The organism is Streptomyces sp. NPDC051217, from assembly GCF_044455465.1.
Taxonomy (GTDB): domain Bacteria; phylum Actinomycetota; class Actinomycetes; order Streptomycetales; family Streptomycetaceae; genus Streptomyces.
Window position 1 is genome coordinate 217086 of sequence record NZ_JBITEV010000010.1, and the last position, 14094, is coordinate 231179.

General features: G+C 71.7%; 14 protein-coding genes. 6 read left to right on the plus strand and 8 right to left on the minus strand.

Annotated elements, in window-relative coordinates:
• The first annotated feature begins 42 nt into the window (after window positions 1–42).
• Complete coding sequence (locus ACIBBB_RS23035) at window positions 43–3438, plus strand: S41 family peptidase (protein ID WP_398984795.1); 3396 nt, start codon at window positions 43–45, stop codon at window positions 3436–3438.
• 65 nt (window positions 3439–3503) lie between these two features.
• Here the strand turns inward: ACIBBB_RS23035 and ACIBBB_RS23040 are convergent, their stop codons facing one another.
• The 4 genes from ACIBBB_RS23040 to ACIBBB_RS23055 form a co-directional block, all read right to left on the minus strand.
• Entirely contained in the window at window positions 3504–3773 is a 270-nt protein-coding gene (locus tag ACIBBB_RS23040; protein WP_398984797.1) for a hypothetical protein, read from the minus strand.
• Between the two features lie 90 nt (window positions 3774–3863).
• Window positions 3864–4745, minus strand: a complete 882-nt coding sequence (locus ACIBBB_RS23045) for an SDR family oxidoreductase (protein ID WP_398984799.1) — start codon at window positions 4743–4745, stop codon at window positions 3864–3866.
• On the minus strand, window positions 4742–5650 hold the full coding sequence (locus ACIBBB_RS23050) for an alpha/beta fold hydrolase (RefSeq protein WP_398984801.1): 909 nt from the start codon (window positions 5648–5650) through the stop codon (window positions 4742–4744). Before ACIBBB_RS23050 ends, ACIBBB_RS23045 begins: the two co-directional genes overlap by 4 nt.
• A complete protein-coding gene (locus tag ACIBBB_RS23055; RefSeq protein ID WP_398984803.1) occupies window positions 5647–7152 on the minus strand; it encodes a flavin-containing monooxygenase in 1506 nt (501 codons plus the stop codon). The genes ACIBBB_RS23050 and ACIBBB_RS23055 overlap by 4 nt, the downstream gene beginning before the upstream one ends.
• Window positions 7153–7348: 196 nt before the next feature.
• On the opposite strand from ACIBBB_RS23055, the gene ACIBBB_RS23060 reads away from it, so the two are divergent.
• Complete coding sequence (locus ACIBBB_RS23060) at window positions 7349–7966, plus strand: MerR family transcriptional regulator (RefSeq protein WP_398985021.1); 618 nt, start codon at window positions 7349–7351, stop codon at window positions 7964–7966.
• Between the two features lie 16 nt (window positions 7967–7982).
• On the opposite strand, the gene ACIBBB_RS23065 is transcribed toward ACIBBB_RS23060, so the two are convergent.
• Complete coding sequence (locus tag ACIBBB_RS23065; RefSeq protein WP_398984805.1) at window positions 7983–8783, minus strand: exodeoxyribonuclease III; 801 nt, start codon at window positions 8781–8783, stop codon at window positions 7983–7985.
• A 40-nt stretch (window positions 8784–8823) separates the two neighbouring features.
• Here ACIBBB_RS23065 and ACIBBB_RS23070 point away from each other — a divergent pair, with 40 nt between their 5' ends.
• The gene (locus tag ACIBBB_RS23070) at window positions 8824–9303 is read left to right on the plus strand and encodes a GNAT family N-acetyltransferase (RefSeq protein WP_398985023.1); all 480 of its coding nucleotides are present in this window, start codon (window positions 8824–8826) and stop codon (window positions 9301–9303) included.
• 86 nt (window positions 9304–9389) lie between these two features.
• Here ACIBBB_RS23070 and ACIBBB_RS23075 read toward each other — a convergent pair whose 3' ends face one another.
• Together ACIBBB_RS23075 and ACIBBB_RS23080 are read right to left on the minus strand one after the other, a co-directional pair.
• Window positions 9390–9797 carry a rodlin gene (locus ACIBBB_RS23075; RefSeq protein ID WP_398984807.1) on the minus strand — a complete coding sequence of 136 codons (408 nt, stop codon included), beginning with the start codon at window positions 9795–9797 and terminating at the stop codon, window positions 9390–9392.
• A gap of 191 nt (window positions 9798–9988) precedes the next feature.
• On the minus strand, window positions 9989–10399 hold the full coding sequence (locus ACIBBB_RS23080) for a rodlin (RefSeq protein ID WP_398984809.1): 411 nt from the start codon (window positions 10397–10399) through the stop codon (window positions 9989–9991).
• 218 nt (window positions 10400–10617) lie between these two features.
• Here ACIBBB_RS23080 and ACIBBB_RS23085 point away from each other — a divergent pair, with 218 nt between their 5' ends.
• From ACIBBB_RS23085 to ACIBBB_RS23095, 3 genes are all read left to right on the plus strand, one after another.
• Window positions 10618–11031, plus strand: coding sequence for a rodlin (locus tag ACIBBB_RS23085; RefSeq protein ID WP_398984811.1), 414 nt, complete (start codon window positions 10618–10620; stop codon window positions 11029–11031).
• Window positions 11032–11314: 283 nt separating this feature from the next.
• Window positions 11315–11548, plus strand: a complete 234-nt coding sequence (locus tag ACIBBB_RS23090) for a chaplin (RefSeq protein ID WP_398984813.1) — start codon at window positions 11315–11317, stop codon at window positions 11546–11548.
• 157 nt (window positions 11549–11705) lie between these two features.
• On the plus strand, window positions 11706–12677 hold the full coding sequence (locus ACIBBB_RS23095; protein ID WP_398984815.1) for a chaplin: 972 nt from the start codon (window positions 11706–11708) through the stop codon (window positions 12675–12677).
• Between the two features lie 95 nt (window positions 12678–12772).
• Here ACIBBB_RS23095 and ACIBBB_RS23100 read toward each other — a convergent pair whose 3' ends face one another.
• On the minus strand, window positions 12773–14071 hold the full coding sequence (locus ACIBBB_RS23100) for an FAD-dependent oxidoreductase (protein WP_398984817.1): 1299 nt from the start codon (window positions 14069–14071) through the stop codon (window positions 12773–12775).
• Window positions 14072–14094 lie beyond the last annotated feature (23 nt).

Genomic DNA, 14094 nt, shown 5'->3' on the forward strand with positions numbered 1-14094 from the left:
CCACGAGTTGCCGCACCCCTCCCGCACGGAAAGCATTGGGGGGTGAGTGACGACGTCGCGTATCTCCGTTATCCGCATCTGCACGACGACTTGCTGTGCTTCGCCGCCGAGGACGATCTCTGGGTCGCCCCCCTCTCGTCGGCCAAGCACCGCCCGGACCGTGCGTGGCGGGTGACCGTCGACCGCACGAGAGTGGGGCATCCCCGGTTCTCGCCCGACGGCGGCCAGATCGCCTATACGAGCTGGCGCAGCCTGGATCCGGAGATCCATCTCGCGCCGGTGGCCGGCGGCCCGGCCCGCCGCCTCAGCTACTGGGGCTCCACCGACACCCGCGTCTGCGGCTGGACGCCGCCGGACAAGGACGGCGCGGCGCAGATCCTCGCCGTCTCCTCGCACGGCCAGCCCTTCTCGTACTATTCCTGGGCCTACAGCGTCCCCACCGACGGCTCCCCCGGCGGCAAACTCCCCTGGGGCCCGGTCGCCGACATCGCGATCACCGAGATCGAGGGTGAGCGGCGCAGCCTGCTGCTCACCGGCAAGCCGCCGCACGAACCGGCCGCGTGGAAGCGGTACCGGGGCGGCGCCACGGGCCGGCTGTGGCTGCACGGCGAACGGCTGCTGGCGGATCTGCCCGGCCATCTCGACTGCCCGATGTTCGTGGCCGGGCGCATCGCGTTCCTCTCCGACCACGAGGGCGTCGGCAATCTCTACTCGACGCTCCCCGACGGCACCGACCTGCGCCGGCACACCGACCACGACGACTTCTACGCCCGCCACGCCTCGTCCGACGGCCGCCGGGTCGTCTACCAGTGCGCGGGAGAGCTGTGGCTGGTGGACTCGCTGGAGCCCGACTCCGTGCCGCGCAAGCTGTCGGTACGGCTCGGTGGGCCGCGCGCCGGGCGGCGCACCTACCAGGTCCCGGCCGCCCACCACGTCGACGCGATCTCCGTGGACACCACGGGCCGGGCGAGCGCCGTCTCCGTACGCGGCAGCCTGTACTGGCTCACCCACCGCGACGGCCCGGCCCGCACGATCACGGACACACCGGGCGTACGGGTACGGCTCCCCGAGATGCTGGGCAGCGGCGGCAAGGTCGCCTACGTCACGGACGCGGACGGCGAGGACGCGATCGAGATCGCGTATCTGCCGCGCGCGAGCGGCGACATGCCGCCGCTGCGGCTCGCCTCCGGCCGGCTGGGCCGCGTCCACGAGCTGATCGCGGACCCGGACGGTGAACGGCTCGCGCTCAGCACGCACGACGGAAGGCTCCTGATACTGACGGTTCCTGACGACCCGTCGGGCGACGGCGCGTCGCAGGGCGCGGTGCCGGAGGCCGAGGGTCCCGCCGAGCCCGTCACCGAGCCGGTCACCGAGGACATCGCCGACGACCTCACCGAGCTGATCCGCTCCGTCAACGGCCCCGTCACCGACCTCGCGTTCTCCCCGGACGGCGACTGGATCGCCTGGTCCCACCCGGGCGTCGGCCGCTCGCTGCGGCAGATCAAGATGGCGCGGATCGCCGACCGTACGATCGTGGACGTCACCAACGGCCGTTTCGAGGACGAGAATCCCGTTTTCACGCGGGACGGCCGATATCTCGCCTTTCTTTCCTGGCGCGGGTTCGACCCGGTGTACGACGTGCACACCGGCGACCTCTCCTTCCCGCTGGGCTGCCGCCCCTACCTCGTACCGCTGTCGTCGGCGACGCCCTCGCCGTTCGCACTCCTCCCGGACGGCCGTCCGGCCGCCGGCGGGCTCGACCCGGTGACGGTCGTCGCGTCCGACGGCACGGCCTCCCTGCCCGACGGGACGGTCATGGTCGAGGTCGAAGGACTCCCGAGCCGCGTCACGCCGTTCCCGGTCTCCGCGTCCAAGTACTCGGCCCTGCAACCCGTCAGCGGCGGCGGACTGGTCTGGCTGCGCTGGCCGATCTCCGGCGCCCTCGGCGAGACGTTCGCCAACCCCGCCGACACCTCGGGCCGTCCGACCCTCGAACACTTCGACATCACCAAGGCGCGCAAGAGCGAACTCGTCGACCATCTCGACTGGTTCGCGCTCAGCCGGGACGGCTCCCGGCTCGTGGTCGTGGACGACGACGACCTGCGCGCCGTGCCCGCCACCGAGCCGGGCGACGGCGACTCCACCGTCCATCTCGACCTGCGCCGCATCCTGCACGAGGTCGATCCCGCGGCCGAGTGGCGCCAGGCGTACGCGGAGGCGGGCCGCATCATCCGCTCGTACTTCTGGGAGCCGGACATGTGCGGCATCGACTGGGACGCGGTGCTCGGCCAGTACCGCCCGCTGGTCGAACGCGTCGCGTCCCCCGACGAGTTCGCCGATCTGCTGCGCGAGGCGCTCGGCGAGCTGGGCACCTCGCACGCCTACGTCACCCCCGCCCGCCGCAACGAGGGACCGCCGCACTACCAGCGCGCCATGGGCCTGCTCGGCGCCAACCTCGTCTGCCGGGACGGCGAATGGCTGGTGAAGCGGATCCTGCCCGGCGAGTCGTCGGACTCCAAGGCCCGTTCCCCGCTCGCCGGTACGGGCATCCGCGAGGGCGCGGTCCTCACCCATGTCGACGGCCGGCCGGTCGACCCGGTGACCGGCCCCTTCCCGCTGCTGTCCGCGGCCGGCGGTACGACGGTCGAGCTGACCTTCCGCCCCGCCGAGGACCTGTCACCGGGCAACGGCGGTGCGCGGCACGGCGGTTCACGGCGCGTGGCGATCGTCCCGCTCGTGGACGAGCGGCCGCTGCGCTACCAGGACTGGGTGGCCAAACGCCGCGAGGTCGTCCGCGAGATGAGCGGCGGCAAGTGCGGCTATCTCCACATCCCCGACATGGGCGGCTCGGGCTGGGCCCAGTTCAACCGCGATCTGCGTCTGGAGGTGTCCAGGCCCGCGCTGATCGTGGACGTACGGGGCAACGCGGGCGGCCACATCAGCGAACTGGTCGTGGAGAAGCTGACCCGGCGCATCCTCGGGTGGGACCTGACGCGCAACGCCCAGCCGGTGAGTTACGCCTCCAACGCGCCGCGCGGCCCGGTCGTCGCGATCGCGGACGAGGCCACCTCCTCGGACGGCGACATGATCACGGCGGCCTTCCGCCTGCTGAAGCTTGGCCCGGTGGTCGGGCAGCGCACCTGGGGCGGTGTGGTCGGCATGACGGGCAGGCACCGGCTGGTCGACGGCACGGTGATCACGGTGCCGATGAACGCGGCCTGGTTCGAGACCTACGGCTGGTCGGTCGAGAACCACGGCGTGGAGCCGGACATCGAGGTGCTGCGCACCCCGCTCGACTGGGCGGAGGGCCGGCACGCGCAGCTCGACGACGCGGTGTGGGTGGCACTGGAACTGCTCGCGAAGCAGCCCGCGGCGGTCCCGCCCGGCTACAGCGACGTCCCGGACCGCCGCCGCCCCCCACTGCCGCCGCGAAGCTGACACCCACGGGAAGAGGCGCACCCGGTGCCCCTGCACCGGGTGCGCCTCTTGGTACGAACGGCGGCTCAGGCGTCGTAGTTGTCGTCGAACCGGTCCCGCGCGTCCTGCGCCCGCTGCCGCGCCCTGTCGCCCTCGTCCCGCATCCGCTCCTGGCCCGCCGAGGAACGCTCGGACGACTCGTCCTTGTTACGGGCGTTCCCGGCGTCGCCGGTGTTCTTGTCCGCGTTCTTGTCGGCGTTCGTGCCCGCGTTCTTGTCGGCGTTCTGGGGCGACTTCTTCTTCGCCTGGCCGGCGAGCTGGTTCGACTTGTCCTTGAACTGGTCCGCGATACCCATGGGATCTCACTCCTGGAAGTCCGGTGAGGCCCGTGGACGACTCCCGGGCCCCGACCAGACTTACACGCCCCGACATACCGCGCATTTCGATCAATTACGCTGCGTACGCTCCTGCTCGTCGGCCGCCCCGCCGGCGCCCACGAGCCCTTTGCTGACCGCACCGAGCCGCGGTTCGAGTCCCCGCATCCGGCGGGACCCGACGGCCGCGACGAGGCCGGGCAGAGGCCAGCGTACGGAGCGCATGCCCCGCAGCCACCACTGCGCGTACACATGCGCCGAGCGCCGCTCGATCCCCGACACGACGCGCTCGACTGCGGGCCCGAGCGGATACGTCTTGCCGGCCGGCCACGGCAGCCCCTGCCGCATCTCGCGCATCACCTCGTCCTCGTCGGCGCCGCGAACCATGTCGGTGTCGGTCCACGACAGATAGCCGACGCCGACCCGGACGCCCTTGTGCCGGACCTCCGCGCGCAGGCTGTGGGCGAAGGCCTCGACTCCCGACTTGGAGGCGCAGTACGCGGTCATCATGGGCGCCGGGGTTATCGCGGCGAGCGAGGCGATCTGGAGGAAGTAGCCGCGGCTCGCCATCAGTACGGGCAGGAACGCGCGCGCCGTGACCGCGCCGCCGATGAGGTTCACCTCGATCACCCGCCGCCAGGCGACGGGGTCCGAGTCCAGAAACGGACCGCCCGCCGCGACACCCGCGTTGGCCACGACGATGTCGACCTTCCCGAACCGCTCCTTGACCTCACGCGCGACGCGGACCATCGCCTCGTGGTCGGTGACATCGGCGTACCAGTGCCCGCACTCGGTGTGGAGCCTGCTCGCCACGTCCTTCAACTCGTCGGCCTCCAGGCCCACGAGCGCCACCCGGGCGCCGCGCGCGGAGAGTTTGCGGGCCAGCGTCTCGCCCACGCCACGAGCCGCGCCGGTGACGACCGCGACCTGCCCCTCCAGACTGACCGGGCTCATACGGCGCTCTCCTCGGTCTCGTCGGCAGCGGCGCCGAGGTGGTCGCCCACCAGCCCTCGAAGCACGGCGGTCACCGCCTCGGGCGCCTCCACGGGCGTCATGTGTCCCACGCCCGTCAGCTCGGTGAGGCCGACGCAGTGGGGCAGTTCCTCGGCGAGCCGGCGCGCCAGCACCGGCGGCGTCAGCCGGTCGGCCGTCCCCGCGACCACCGCCGTGGGGACCCTCAACTCACGTACGCCCGCGTCGAGATCGAGCGAGCCCAGCACGTGCGACCAGGCGACCCGCACCGCGCGCGGGCAGGCGTGCACGATCCGCGCGCACACGGCGATCCGGTCCGCCGCCGTACCGGGCCCCATCGTCCCGTACCGCAGGAGCCGTTTCGAGAGCGGCGTGACCGGGCCGAGCGGGGCCCGCGCGCCGAGGACCATCCGGGTCAGCCGGGCCCGCAGCCGCCCGGGGCGCATCGGCACCACGAGCGATTCGGCCACCAGCTTCGAACTGCCCGTGCTGCACAGCAGCGCCGCCGCCGCGTGCTCCCGGAGGGCCGGCCGTGCGGAGGCGGCCATCAGCGTCATACCGCCCATGGAGTGCCCGGCCAGTACGGCCTTCTCACCGGGCGCGAGGGTCGCGCCCAGCACCGCCTCCAGGTCGTCGGCGAGCGCGTCGGTGCTGTAGCCGTGGCGGCCGACGGCGGGCGAACGCCCGTGTCCGCGCTGGTCGTAGACGATCACCCGGTGGTCCGCGGCGAGGTCGTCGATCTGCGCGGCCCAGAAGAGCGTCGAGCAGGTCCAGCCGTGGATGAGGACAATCGCGGGCGCCCCCTCGGAGCCGTACACCTCGACGTGCAGGCGTGAGCCGTCGGCGGATGTGGCCGTCAGGACACGGGAGTTGGGTGCCGTCGTCATCGAAGTGCCTCCTTGGCCTGTGTCTTCGCGTCGAGTGCCCGGACGACCTCGTACTCCCCGAGGTCCACGGCCCGCGTCGCCCTGCGGAACTCGGTCGTCGTCCCCGGCCAGATCGTGGTGTTGCGCCCGCCCGCGTCCAGGTACCAACTCGTGCAACCGCCGGTGTTCCACACGGTGCGCCTCATCCTCTCCTGTACGCGGCGGTTCCACGCCTCGACGGCCGCCGGTGTGGGGGTGAGCGCGGCGCCCGCCCCGAGCGAGCCGAGCGTGCGCAGATAGTCGCCGAGATAGCTGAGCTGGGACTCGATCATCAGGATCATCGAGGAGTTGCCCAGCCCGGTGTTGGGGCCGACGATCGTCATGAAGTTGGGGAAGCCGACGGCGGTCGCGCCGCGCAGGGACTCCATGCCGTCCTTCCACGACTCGGCGAGCGTGATGCCGTCGGCCCCCACCACCCGCTCGATGATGGGCATGTCGGTCACCCGGAAGCCGGTGGAGAAGATGATCGCGTCGACGTCGGTCTCGCTGCGGTCGGCGGCCACGACGGTCGACCCGCGCACCTCGGAGAGCGCGGACGCGACGACGTCGACGTTGGGCCGCGCGAGCGCCGGATAGTACGTGCTGGACAGCAGGATCCGCTTGCAGCCGATCCGGTACGAGGGGGTCAACTTGGCCCGCAGCGCCGGGTCCTTGATCGCCCGCGCCATGTTCGCCCTGGCCACGCGCTCGACCAGCCGCAGCTCACCGGGCCGCTTGGTGAACGCCTGGACCTGCAACTCCCTTATCCCCCAGAGCAGTCCGCGCCGCGCGGCGCCGACGGCCGGCACCGTGCGGTACAGCAGGCGCTCGGCGGCGGAGATCGGCCGGTCCGCACGCGGCATCACCCACGGCGGGGTGCGCTGGAAGAGCGTCAGCCTCGCCACGTCGGGCTGGAGGGCCGGCACGATCTGGATCGCCGACGCACCGGTGCCGACCACGGCGACGCGCTTGCCCCGCAGGTCGTAGCCGTGGTCCCAGCGGGCGGAGTGGAAGACCTTGCCGGGGAACGAGTCGAGGCCGGGCACGTCCGGCACCTTCGGGTCCGACAGCGCCCCGGTCGCGGAGACCACGACGTCCGCCGTGAGGATGCCGCGCGAGGTCTCGATCTCCCAGTGCGCCGCCTCTCCGATCCAGCGCATCAGCAGCACTTCGTGGTCCAGCCGGATGTGCGGCCGGAGCCCGAAGGTGTCGGTGACGCGCTCCAGATACGCGCGGATGTGCGACTGCCCCGAGAAGGTGCGCGGCCAGTCGGGGTTGGGCGCGAAGGAGAACGAGTAGAGGTGCGAGGGCACGTCGCAGGCGCAGCCCGGATAGTCGTTGTCGCGCCAGGTCCCGCCGATCGACCCGGCCCGTTCCAGGACGACGAAGTCGGTGATCCCGTCGCGCCGCAGCCGGACGGCGGCCCCCAGACCCCCGAATCCGGATCCGATCACCGCCACCCGTACGTGCTCGTGCTTGGCCATGCCGCCGCCTCCCACCGGAGTGCCACCAGATAACCGCGCCAGTAATCACTGGCACTGTGGGGAGAGTAGGGCAGCTCCTTACTCGTGGGTAGGGGGCGGACCAGAAAAGTTACCGGCGGTACGAGCCAGGGGCGGGACACGGCCGGGACATAGGCTGGCCGCCATGCCCGACCAGGAGGAAGTCCGCGAGTACCGCATGAAGGAGCTGGCCGACGCGGCCGGCATCACCGTGCGTACGGTGCGCTTCTACCGCGAACGCGGCCTGATCCCGCCGCCCCGCAGGCAGGGCCGGATCGCCTGGTACGACAGCCACCACCTGGCCAGGCTCCGTACGATCGCCGCCCTCCTGGAGCGCGGCCACACCCTCAACGGCATCGCCGACCTCGCCACCGCCTTCGACAGCGGCCGGGACGTCGCCGAGGTCCTGGGCCTCGGCGAACCGACCGAGGAGACACCCGTGCGCCTCACCCCCGAGGAGCTGGCCGACCACTTCGAGGGCGAGGTCACGGCGGAGAATCTGGCCACCGCCCTCGAACTCGGCTACCTCGCCACCGACGGCGACGACCTCGTCCACATCAGCCGCCGCCTCCTCGACGTCTCGGCCCGCCTGGTCCGCGAGGGCATCCCGCTGTCGGCGGTCTTCGAAGCGGGCCGCGAGGTCCGCGCCCACGCCGACGCCCTGGCCGAGCTCTTCGCGACGACGCTCCAGGCCCACGCCCCCGAAACGGCCCCGGAGATCCTGCGCCCGCTGGCCAAGAGCGTGGTGGACGCGGAACTCTCCATGGCGATGGACCGCCGCCTGCGCAAGAAGTGACCCGGCGGCGGCCCGGCTATCCCCACTCGTAGGCGACGCTCACCGGCGCGTGGTCGCTCCACCGCTCGCCGTGCGTCGCCGCCCGCTCCACCCACGCCTTCACCGCGCGCTCCGCCAGGCCCGCCGTCGCCACCTGGTAGTCGATGCGCCAGCCGGTGTCATTGTCGAAGGCGCGCCCCCGGTAGGACCACCAGGTGTACGGCCCGGTCCGGTCCGGGTGCAGGGCACGGACCACGTCCACGTACGACGCCTCGTCGAAGACCCGCGTCAGCCACGCGCGTTCCTCCGGCAGGAAGCCGGACGACTTGCGGTTGGCCTTCCAGTTCTTGAGGTCGGCCTCCTGGTGCGCGATGTTCCAGTCGCCGCAGACCAGCACCTCCCGGCCGTCCGCCGCCGCGCGCGCCTCGAGACCGCCGAGGTAGGTGAGGAACTCGTCCATGAACCGGACCTTCTCGTCCTGGCGCTCCGTGCCCACATCACCCGACGGCAGATAGAGGCTGGCCACCGTCACCCCGGGCAGGTCGATCTCGACGTACCGCCCGCTCGTGTCGAACTCGGCGCTGCCGAAGCCGATCCGCACCCGCTCCGGCTCCCGCCGCGAGTAGAGCGCGACGCCCGCGCGGCCCTTGGCCGCCGCCGGCGCGAAGACCGTGTGCCACCCCTCGGGCTCGCGTACCGCCTCGGTGAGCTGGTCCTCCTCGGCCCGCACCTCCTGCAGACAGACCACGTCCGCCCCGGTCCCGGCCAGCCACTCGACGAAGCCCTTCTTCGCGGCGGCGCGCAGCCCGTTCACATTCACGGATGTCACAGTGAGCATTCCGGCACCCTACCCAGCCCCTACCATCGGTGCTGTGGCCATCCAAATACGTCAGGTCCCCTACGACCACCCCGACGCCGCGAAGCTCGACGCCGAGGTCCAGCTCGAATACGCGGCGCGCTACGACAGCGAGGGGGACGCCACCGTCCTCCACCCCCGGATGTTCGACCCGCCCGGCGGCATCTATCTCCTGGCGTACGACGCCGACGACCGCCCGATCGCCACGGGCGGCTGGCGCTCGCAGGCCGCCAACGACGAGGGCTACTCGGACGGCGACGCCGAGATCAAACGGATGTACGTGACGGTGGAGGCGCGCGGCCTGGGGCTGGCCCGCCGTATCCTCGCCCGGCTGGAGGAGAGTGCCCGCGCGGCGGGCCGTACCCGCATGGTCCTGGAGACGGGCACCAAGCAGCCGGAGGCCATCGCGCTCTACCGCTCCAGCGGCTACACGTACTGCTCGAAGTTCGGCTACTACCGCGACGACCCGCTGAGCGTCTGCCTGGCCAAGCCCCTCCTCTGAGGGCCGTACCGAGAACATCCGCCGCGGCCGGACACGACAGCGCCCGGCCCGGCAGCCGAGCTGCCGGACCGGGCCTGGACAGAAGGTCAGTGGTTGCCCACGCCGTTCGCCGAGAGGATCGGGATGTCCTCCAGGATGTGCGAGAGGGGCTCGTCGCCCTTCGCCTGCGTCGAGTTCTCGGTGCACTGCTGGTTCTGCGGGGAGGACAGGACGTTGATGTCCTGGACCGCGATCGGCACGAGGCCGATGAGCGAGCCGACGTTCGCCTTGACGGGCAGGCCGATGCAGGGCTTGTTGAGCGTGCCCTGAACGAGGCTGAGCTGCGGGCTCATGTCCCCGTGGGTCTCCGAGTTGCCGAACTCCTGCTCGGCACCGTTGCCACTGAGCGACGTCGTGCCCGTGTCGTTGCCGATCGCCAGCGCCGGCGAGGCGGTGGCGGCGAGACCGCCGACCATCGTGGCCGCTACAGCAGCGGTAGCCCACAGCTTGTTCATTTTGTTGCCTTTCCGGAAAGTCGGACTCCACCGGTGGAGTGCCGGTTTGCTCAACTCGCCGCGCGTGGTTTGGTTGCGCCCGTTCCCCCGAACAGCCCATAAGGCATATCGGTACGTCGCGGCGAGCGTGAAAACGACCGGGCCACCGCGGAATTCAACGGTGGCCCGGCGGCGGTAATTCAGCGGCGATATCAGCCGTTGCCGGCGCCGTTGGCCGACAGGATCGGGATGTCGTTCAGGAGGTGCGACAGCGGCTCGTCGCCCTTCGCCTGCGTCGAGTTCTCGACACACTGCTGGTTCTGCGGGGAGGACAGGATGTTGACGTCCTGGACCGCGATCGGCACAACACCCAGCAGGGAGCCCGCGTTGACCTTGGCCGGCAGGCCGATGCAGGGCTTGTTGAGCGAGCCCTGGATAAGCGCCATCTGCGGGCTCATGTTCCCGTACGTCGCGGAGTTGCCGTACGCCTGCTTGGCACCGTTGCCGCTGAGCGACGTGGTGCCGGTGTCGTCACCGACGGCGAAAGCGGACGGCGCGGCCATGGCCGACATGCCCACGACGGAGGCGGCGACGGCCGCGGAGGCCAGAACCTTCTTGATCACGATGAGTCCCCTTCTGAAGGATGCCCCAAGTCCCCGGGGCGTCATGAGCAACTACATTCCGCAGGTTTAGTTATCGCGCTTCACTCCAACAGCTCATTAGGCACTCAATCAGCCCGCCAGGACCCCGCAAGCCGAACGAGTGAAGCACCGGAACCAAACCCAGGTGATGCGGTTGGGCAGGCCGCACCACCTGCATTTCTTGAGAAAAGGAACTAACCGTGATCAAGAAGATTCTGGCGACCGCGGCGGTCACCGCCTCCGTGGTCGGCGCCTCCGCCGCGGCCGCGCCGTCGGCCCTCGCTGTCGGCAACGACACCGGCACCACGTCGCTCAGCGGCAACGGTGCCAAGCAGGCGTACGGCAACTCCGCGACCCACGGAGACATGAGCCCGCAGCTCAGCCTCGTCCAGGGCTCGCTCAACAAGCTCTGTGTCGGCCTCCCGGCCAAGGCCAACGTGGGCTCGCTTGTCGGAATTCTCGTGCCGGTCGCGGTCCAGGACATCAACGTCCTGTCCTCCCCGCAGAACCAGCAGTGCGTCGAGAACTCGACGCAGGCGAAGGGCGACGAGCCGCTGTCGCACCTCCTGAACGACATCCCGATCCTGTCGGCCAACGGTGCGGGCAACGGCTGACAGCCATTGCCCATCCGGCCCCCGTTCCGGGCGAACTGAGGCCGCCGGGGCGAATTCGCCCCGGCTGCCTCAGTTTCACAGGACCGTGTTCACCCGCTCGTTCGCCGCGCAGATGCCTTAATTCCCGTGTCGATCGGGTGAACCAACAAAGGCCATAAATCAGGGCAGTTTCCTCATAAGCGCGTACTCGTTGGAGTTCCAGCAGCGGCGGTGCGGGCTGATAAATCCGTGCTCGCGTAGCACGAGAGCCGTGCGCGCGAACCGTTGCGGAAAGGGCTCAACCATGAATGCCAAGAAGGCAGCCACCCTCGTCGCGGGCGTTCTCCTCGCCGTCGGTGCCGCGGCTCCCGCCGTCGCCGACTCGGGCGCGCAGGGTGCCGCCGTGGGCTCCCCCGGCGTCCTGTCCGGCAACGTCGTCCAGCTCCCCGTACACATTCCCGTCAACGTGTGCGGCAACAGCGTCAACGTGCTCGCCCTGCTGAACCCCACCTTCGGCAACGCCTGCGTCAACGCCTGACACGCACGGAGGTGCGCGTCAGCGCACAGGCGCCCCCCGGGGTGCAACCCGGGGCCGGTTCCGACCGCGTACGGCGATACGCGCGTCGGGGCCGGCCCCGGTCGACACAGACACACCGACGCACCGGCGACACACACCGGCGACACAGGAGAACCAGATGCGAGAACTCATCGGCAAAGGACTGCTCACCGCCGCGGCGGCGTCGAGCGTGCTGTCCCTGAGCGGTGGATACGCCCAGGCCACCAACGGCGCGGCGGCGGCCGCCGGGTCCCCGGGGCTGCTGTCGGGCAACAGCGTCCAGGCCCCCGTCGAGGTCCCGGTCAACGTCTGCGGCAACACGGTGAACCCCGTCGGCGTGGGCAACCCCTCCTTCGGCAACAGCTGCGCCAACTCCTCCGGTGCGCACGCGCCGTCCAAGCCCCGGCCGGCCCACCACGCGCAGCACCAGGCCCCGCACGCCGAGCCCGCGCCCCACGCGGCGCCCGCCCAGGCGCCGCGGCCGGCCCCGCCGCGGGCCACCCGGGACACCGACAGCACCGACGCCGGCTCGACGCACGCCGCCAAGCCGTGGGAGAACGGCGGCGGTTCCGCACCGGCGAAGCACGAGCACCGCCCCGGCGAGGGAGCCCACGCGGCCCCCGCCGACCACTCGGACGGTCCGGGCCACGGCGGCTCGTCGGCCTCCGGCGGCGCGACCAACTCACCGGGTCTGCTGTCGGGCAACCTCCTCCAGGCCCCGCTCGACATCCCACTGAACATCTGCGGCAACAGCGTCGACCTGGTCGGTGTGCTGAACCCGGTCTTCGGCAACGCCTGTGTGAACGGCGCGGACGTCGAGCCCCCGAAGACCCCGGTGCACCCGCACACCCCGGTCGACCCGCCCCACCCGGGCGAACCGACCGGCCCCCGCAACCCGCCGAGGCCGCCCGTGGAGCCCCCGGCCGTGCCGGAGAACCACACCCCGATGTTCCCGGAGCAGCCGCGGCCCGTCGAAGAGGGCGATTTCGTCGACCAGTTGGCCGCGACCGGCACGGACTCGAACCTGCTGGCCTCCGCCGCCATGAGCGCCGGCCTGCTGATCAGCGGCGGCATCCTCTACCGCCGCAGCAGGGCGGCCACCCGCCGCTGAGTCCCTTCCGACGCGCCGGCCCCTCGGCACCCGGCCGCCGGACACGCCGCCCACGCGGTATGTCCGGCGGCCGGGGAGAGCCGGCGGCGGTCCCGTCAGAGACTCTCCATCCAGTTCGTCTGCGCCGCACCGGCGGGGAGTGTCTCGCGGGGTTCTCCCGGCTGTAGGTGCCGGGAGCCCGTTCCCAGGCGCCGTCGCACCCCGCGTACCACCCGTCCCGCCGTGTACGTCGCGCCGAACACGAACCGCATGGACGGGCCGAACGACGGCGCGCTGAGCAGGCCGGCCACGAACAGACCGGGGTGCGACGTCTCGAAGACGGTGTCCGTCTCGGGGGCGCCGCTCGCGCCCACGGTGCGCAGGCTCCGGCGCAGGCGCTCGTCGAGCGGTCCGGTCCTGTCCAGTCCGGGGGTGAAGCCCGTGGCGGCGATGACATGGTCGGTCGTGACCGCGCCGGACCCGCGGCAGGAGTCCAGGTCGAGCCGGATCCGGCCCCTGGCGGGAGCGGCGGCGGCCACACTCTCGCCCATCCGGACCTCCACGGCCCGCTCGAACCGCTCGCGCAGCCACCAGGCGCCGGCCGGGCCGAGCGCCGAGCTGAAGACGCGGGCGCGGGTCGAGGCGGGCAGCCGGTGGAAGAGGCCGGGGGTCCGCGCGTAGAGCCAGTTCTTCCAGCCGCAGCCCAGGCCCGTGTGCGGAGTGCGGGCGGCCTCCCCGAGGGGGCGTTCGAGGGGCGGCGGGAGGGTGTTCCAGTTCAGCCGCTCGGACCGGGCGACCATCCGTACGGCCGTGCCCTGTTCGGCGAGGAGCGTCGCGGTCTCCAGCGCCGCCTGGCCCGCGCCGACGACCGTCACGTCCATGCCCTTGAAGCGCGTGAGGTCCGCGTGGTCGACGCTGTGCGACACCCGCTCGGGCGGCAGGGCGCGCAGCGGGGCGGGGATGTCGGCGAAGGGCCGGACGCCGATGGCGAGCACCACCGTGCGGGCGAGGACCGTCTCGCCGTCCCCGCCGGTCGCGGGGTCGTCGTCGAGCGTGACCTCGAAGCCGCCCCCGGCGCGGGGGCGTACGGCGGTGACGGTCCGTTCCTCCACCGGCGGCGCGGCCCGAGCGGCGAACCAGAGGCCGTACGAGGCGAAGAAGCCGACCGGCAGCGGGACCCCGTGCTGGGCCCCCACTCCCTGGGTCGCCGCGTAGGCGGCCAGCCCGTACTCGCCCTTGGGGTCGGACAGGTTCGACGCCCACGGCTCCGACTTCAGGAACATGCCGGGCGGCATCCCGTCCCGCCAGGCCGCCATCGGCCTGCCGAACACCCGGGGCCGGAGACCGGCCGCCGCCGCGTGCGAGGCGATGGACAGTCCGTAGGGTCCGGCACCCACAACTACCAAGTCCTGCATAGGAGTTTGCCGCTCTCTCTTCT

Coding starts and splice junctions, on each gene's coding strand:
- ACIBBB_RS23100 (WP_398984817.1), bottom strand. CDS start 14,071: ATGCAGGACTTGGTAGTTGTGGGTGCCGGACCCTACGGACTGTCCATC.
- ACIBBB_RS23045 (WP_398984799.1), bottom strand. CDS start 4,745: ATGAGCCCGGTCAGTCTGGAGGGGCAGGTCGCGGTCGTCACCGGCGCG.
- ACIBBB_RS23040 (WP_398984797.1), bottom strand. CDS start 3,773: ATGGGTATCGCGGACCAGTTCAAGGACAAGTCGAACCAGCTCGCCGGC.
- ACIBBB_RS23060 (WP_398985021.1), top strand. CDS start 7,349: ATGAAGGAGCTGGCCGACGCGGCCGGCATCACCGTGCGTACGGTGCGC.
- ACIBBB_RS23055 (WP_398984803.1), bottom strand. CDS start 7,152: ATGGCCAAGCACGAGCACGTACGGGTGGCGGTGATCGGATCCGGATTC.
- ACIBBB_RS23090 (WP_398984813.1), top strand. CDS start 11,315: ATGAATGCCAAGAAGGCAGCCACCCTCGTCGCGGGCGTTCTCCTCGCC.
- ACIBBB_RS23075 (WP_398984807.1), bottom strand. CDS start 9,797: ATGAACAAGCTGTGGGCTACCGCTGCTGTAGCGGCCACGATGGTCGGC.
- ACIBBB_RS23050 (WP_398984801.1), bottom strand. CDS start 5,650: ATGACGACGGCACCCAACTCCCGTGTCCTGACGGCCACATCCGCCGAC.
- ACIBBB_RS23095 (WP_398984815.1), top strand. CDS start 11,706: ATGCGAGAACTCATCGGCAAAGGACTGCTCACCGCCGCGGCGGCGTCG.
- ACIBBB_RS23065 (WP_398984805.1), bottom strand. CDS start 8,783: ATGCTCACTGTGACATCCGTGAATGTGAACGGGCTGCGCGCCGCCGCG.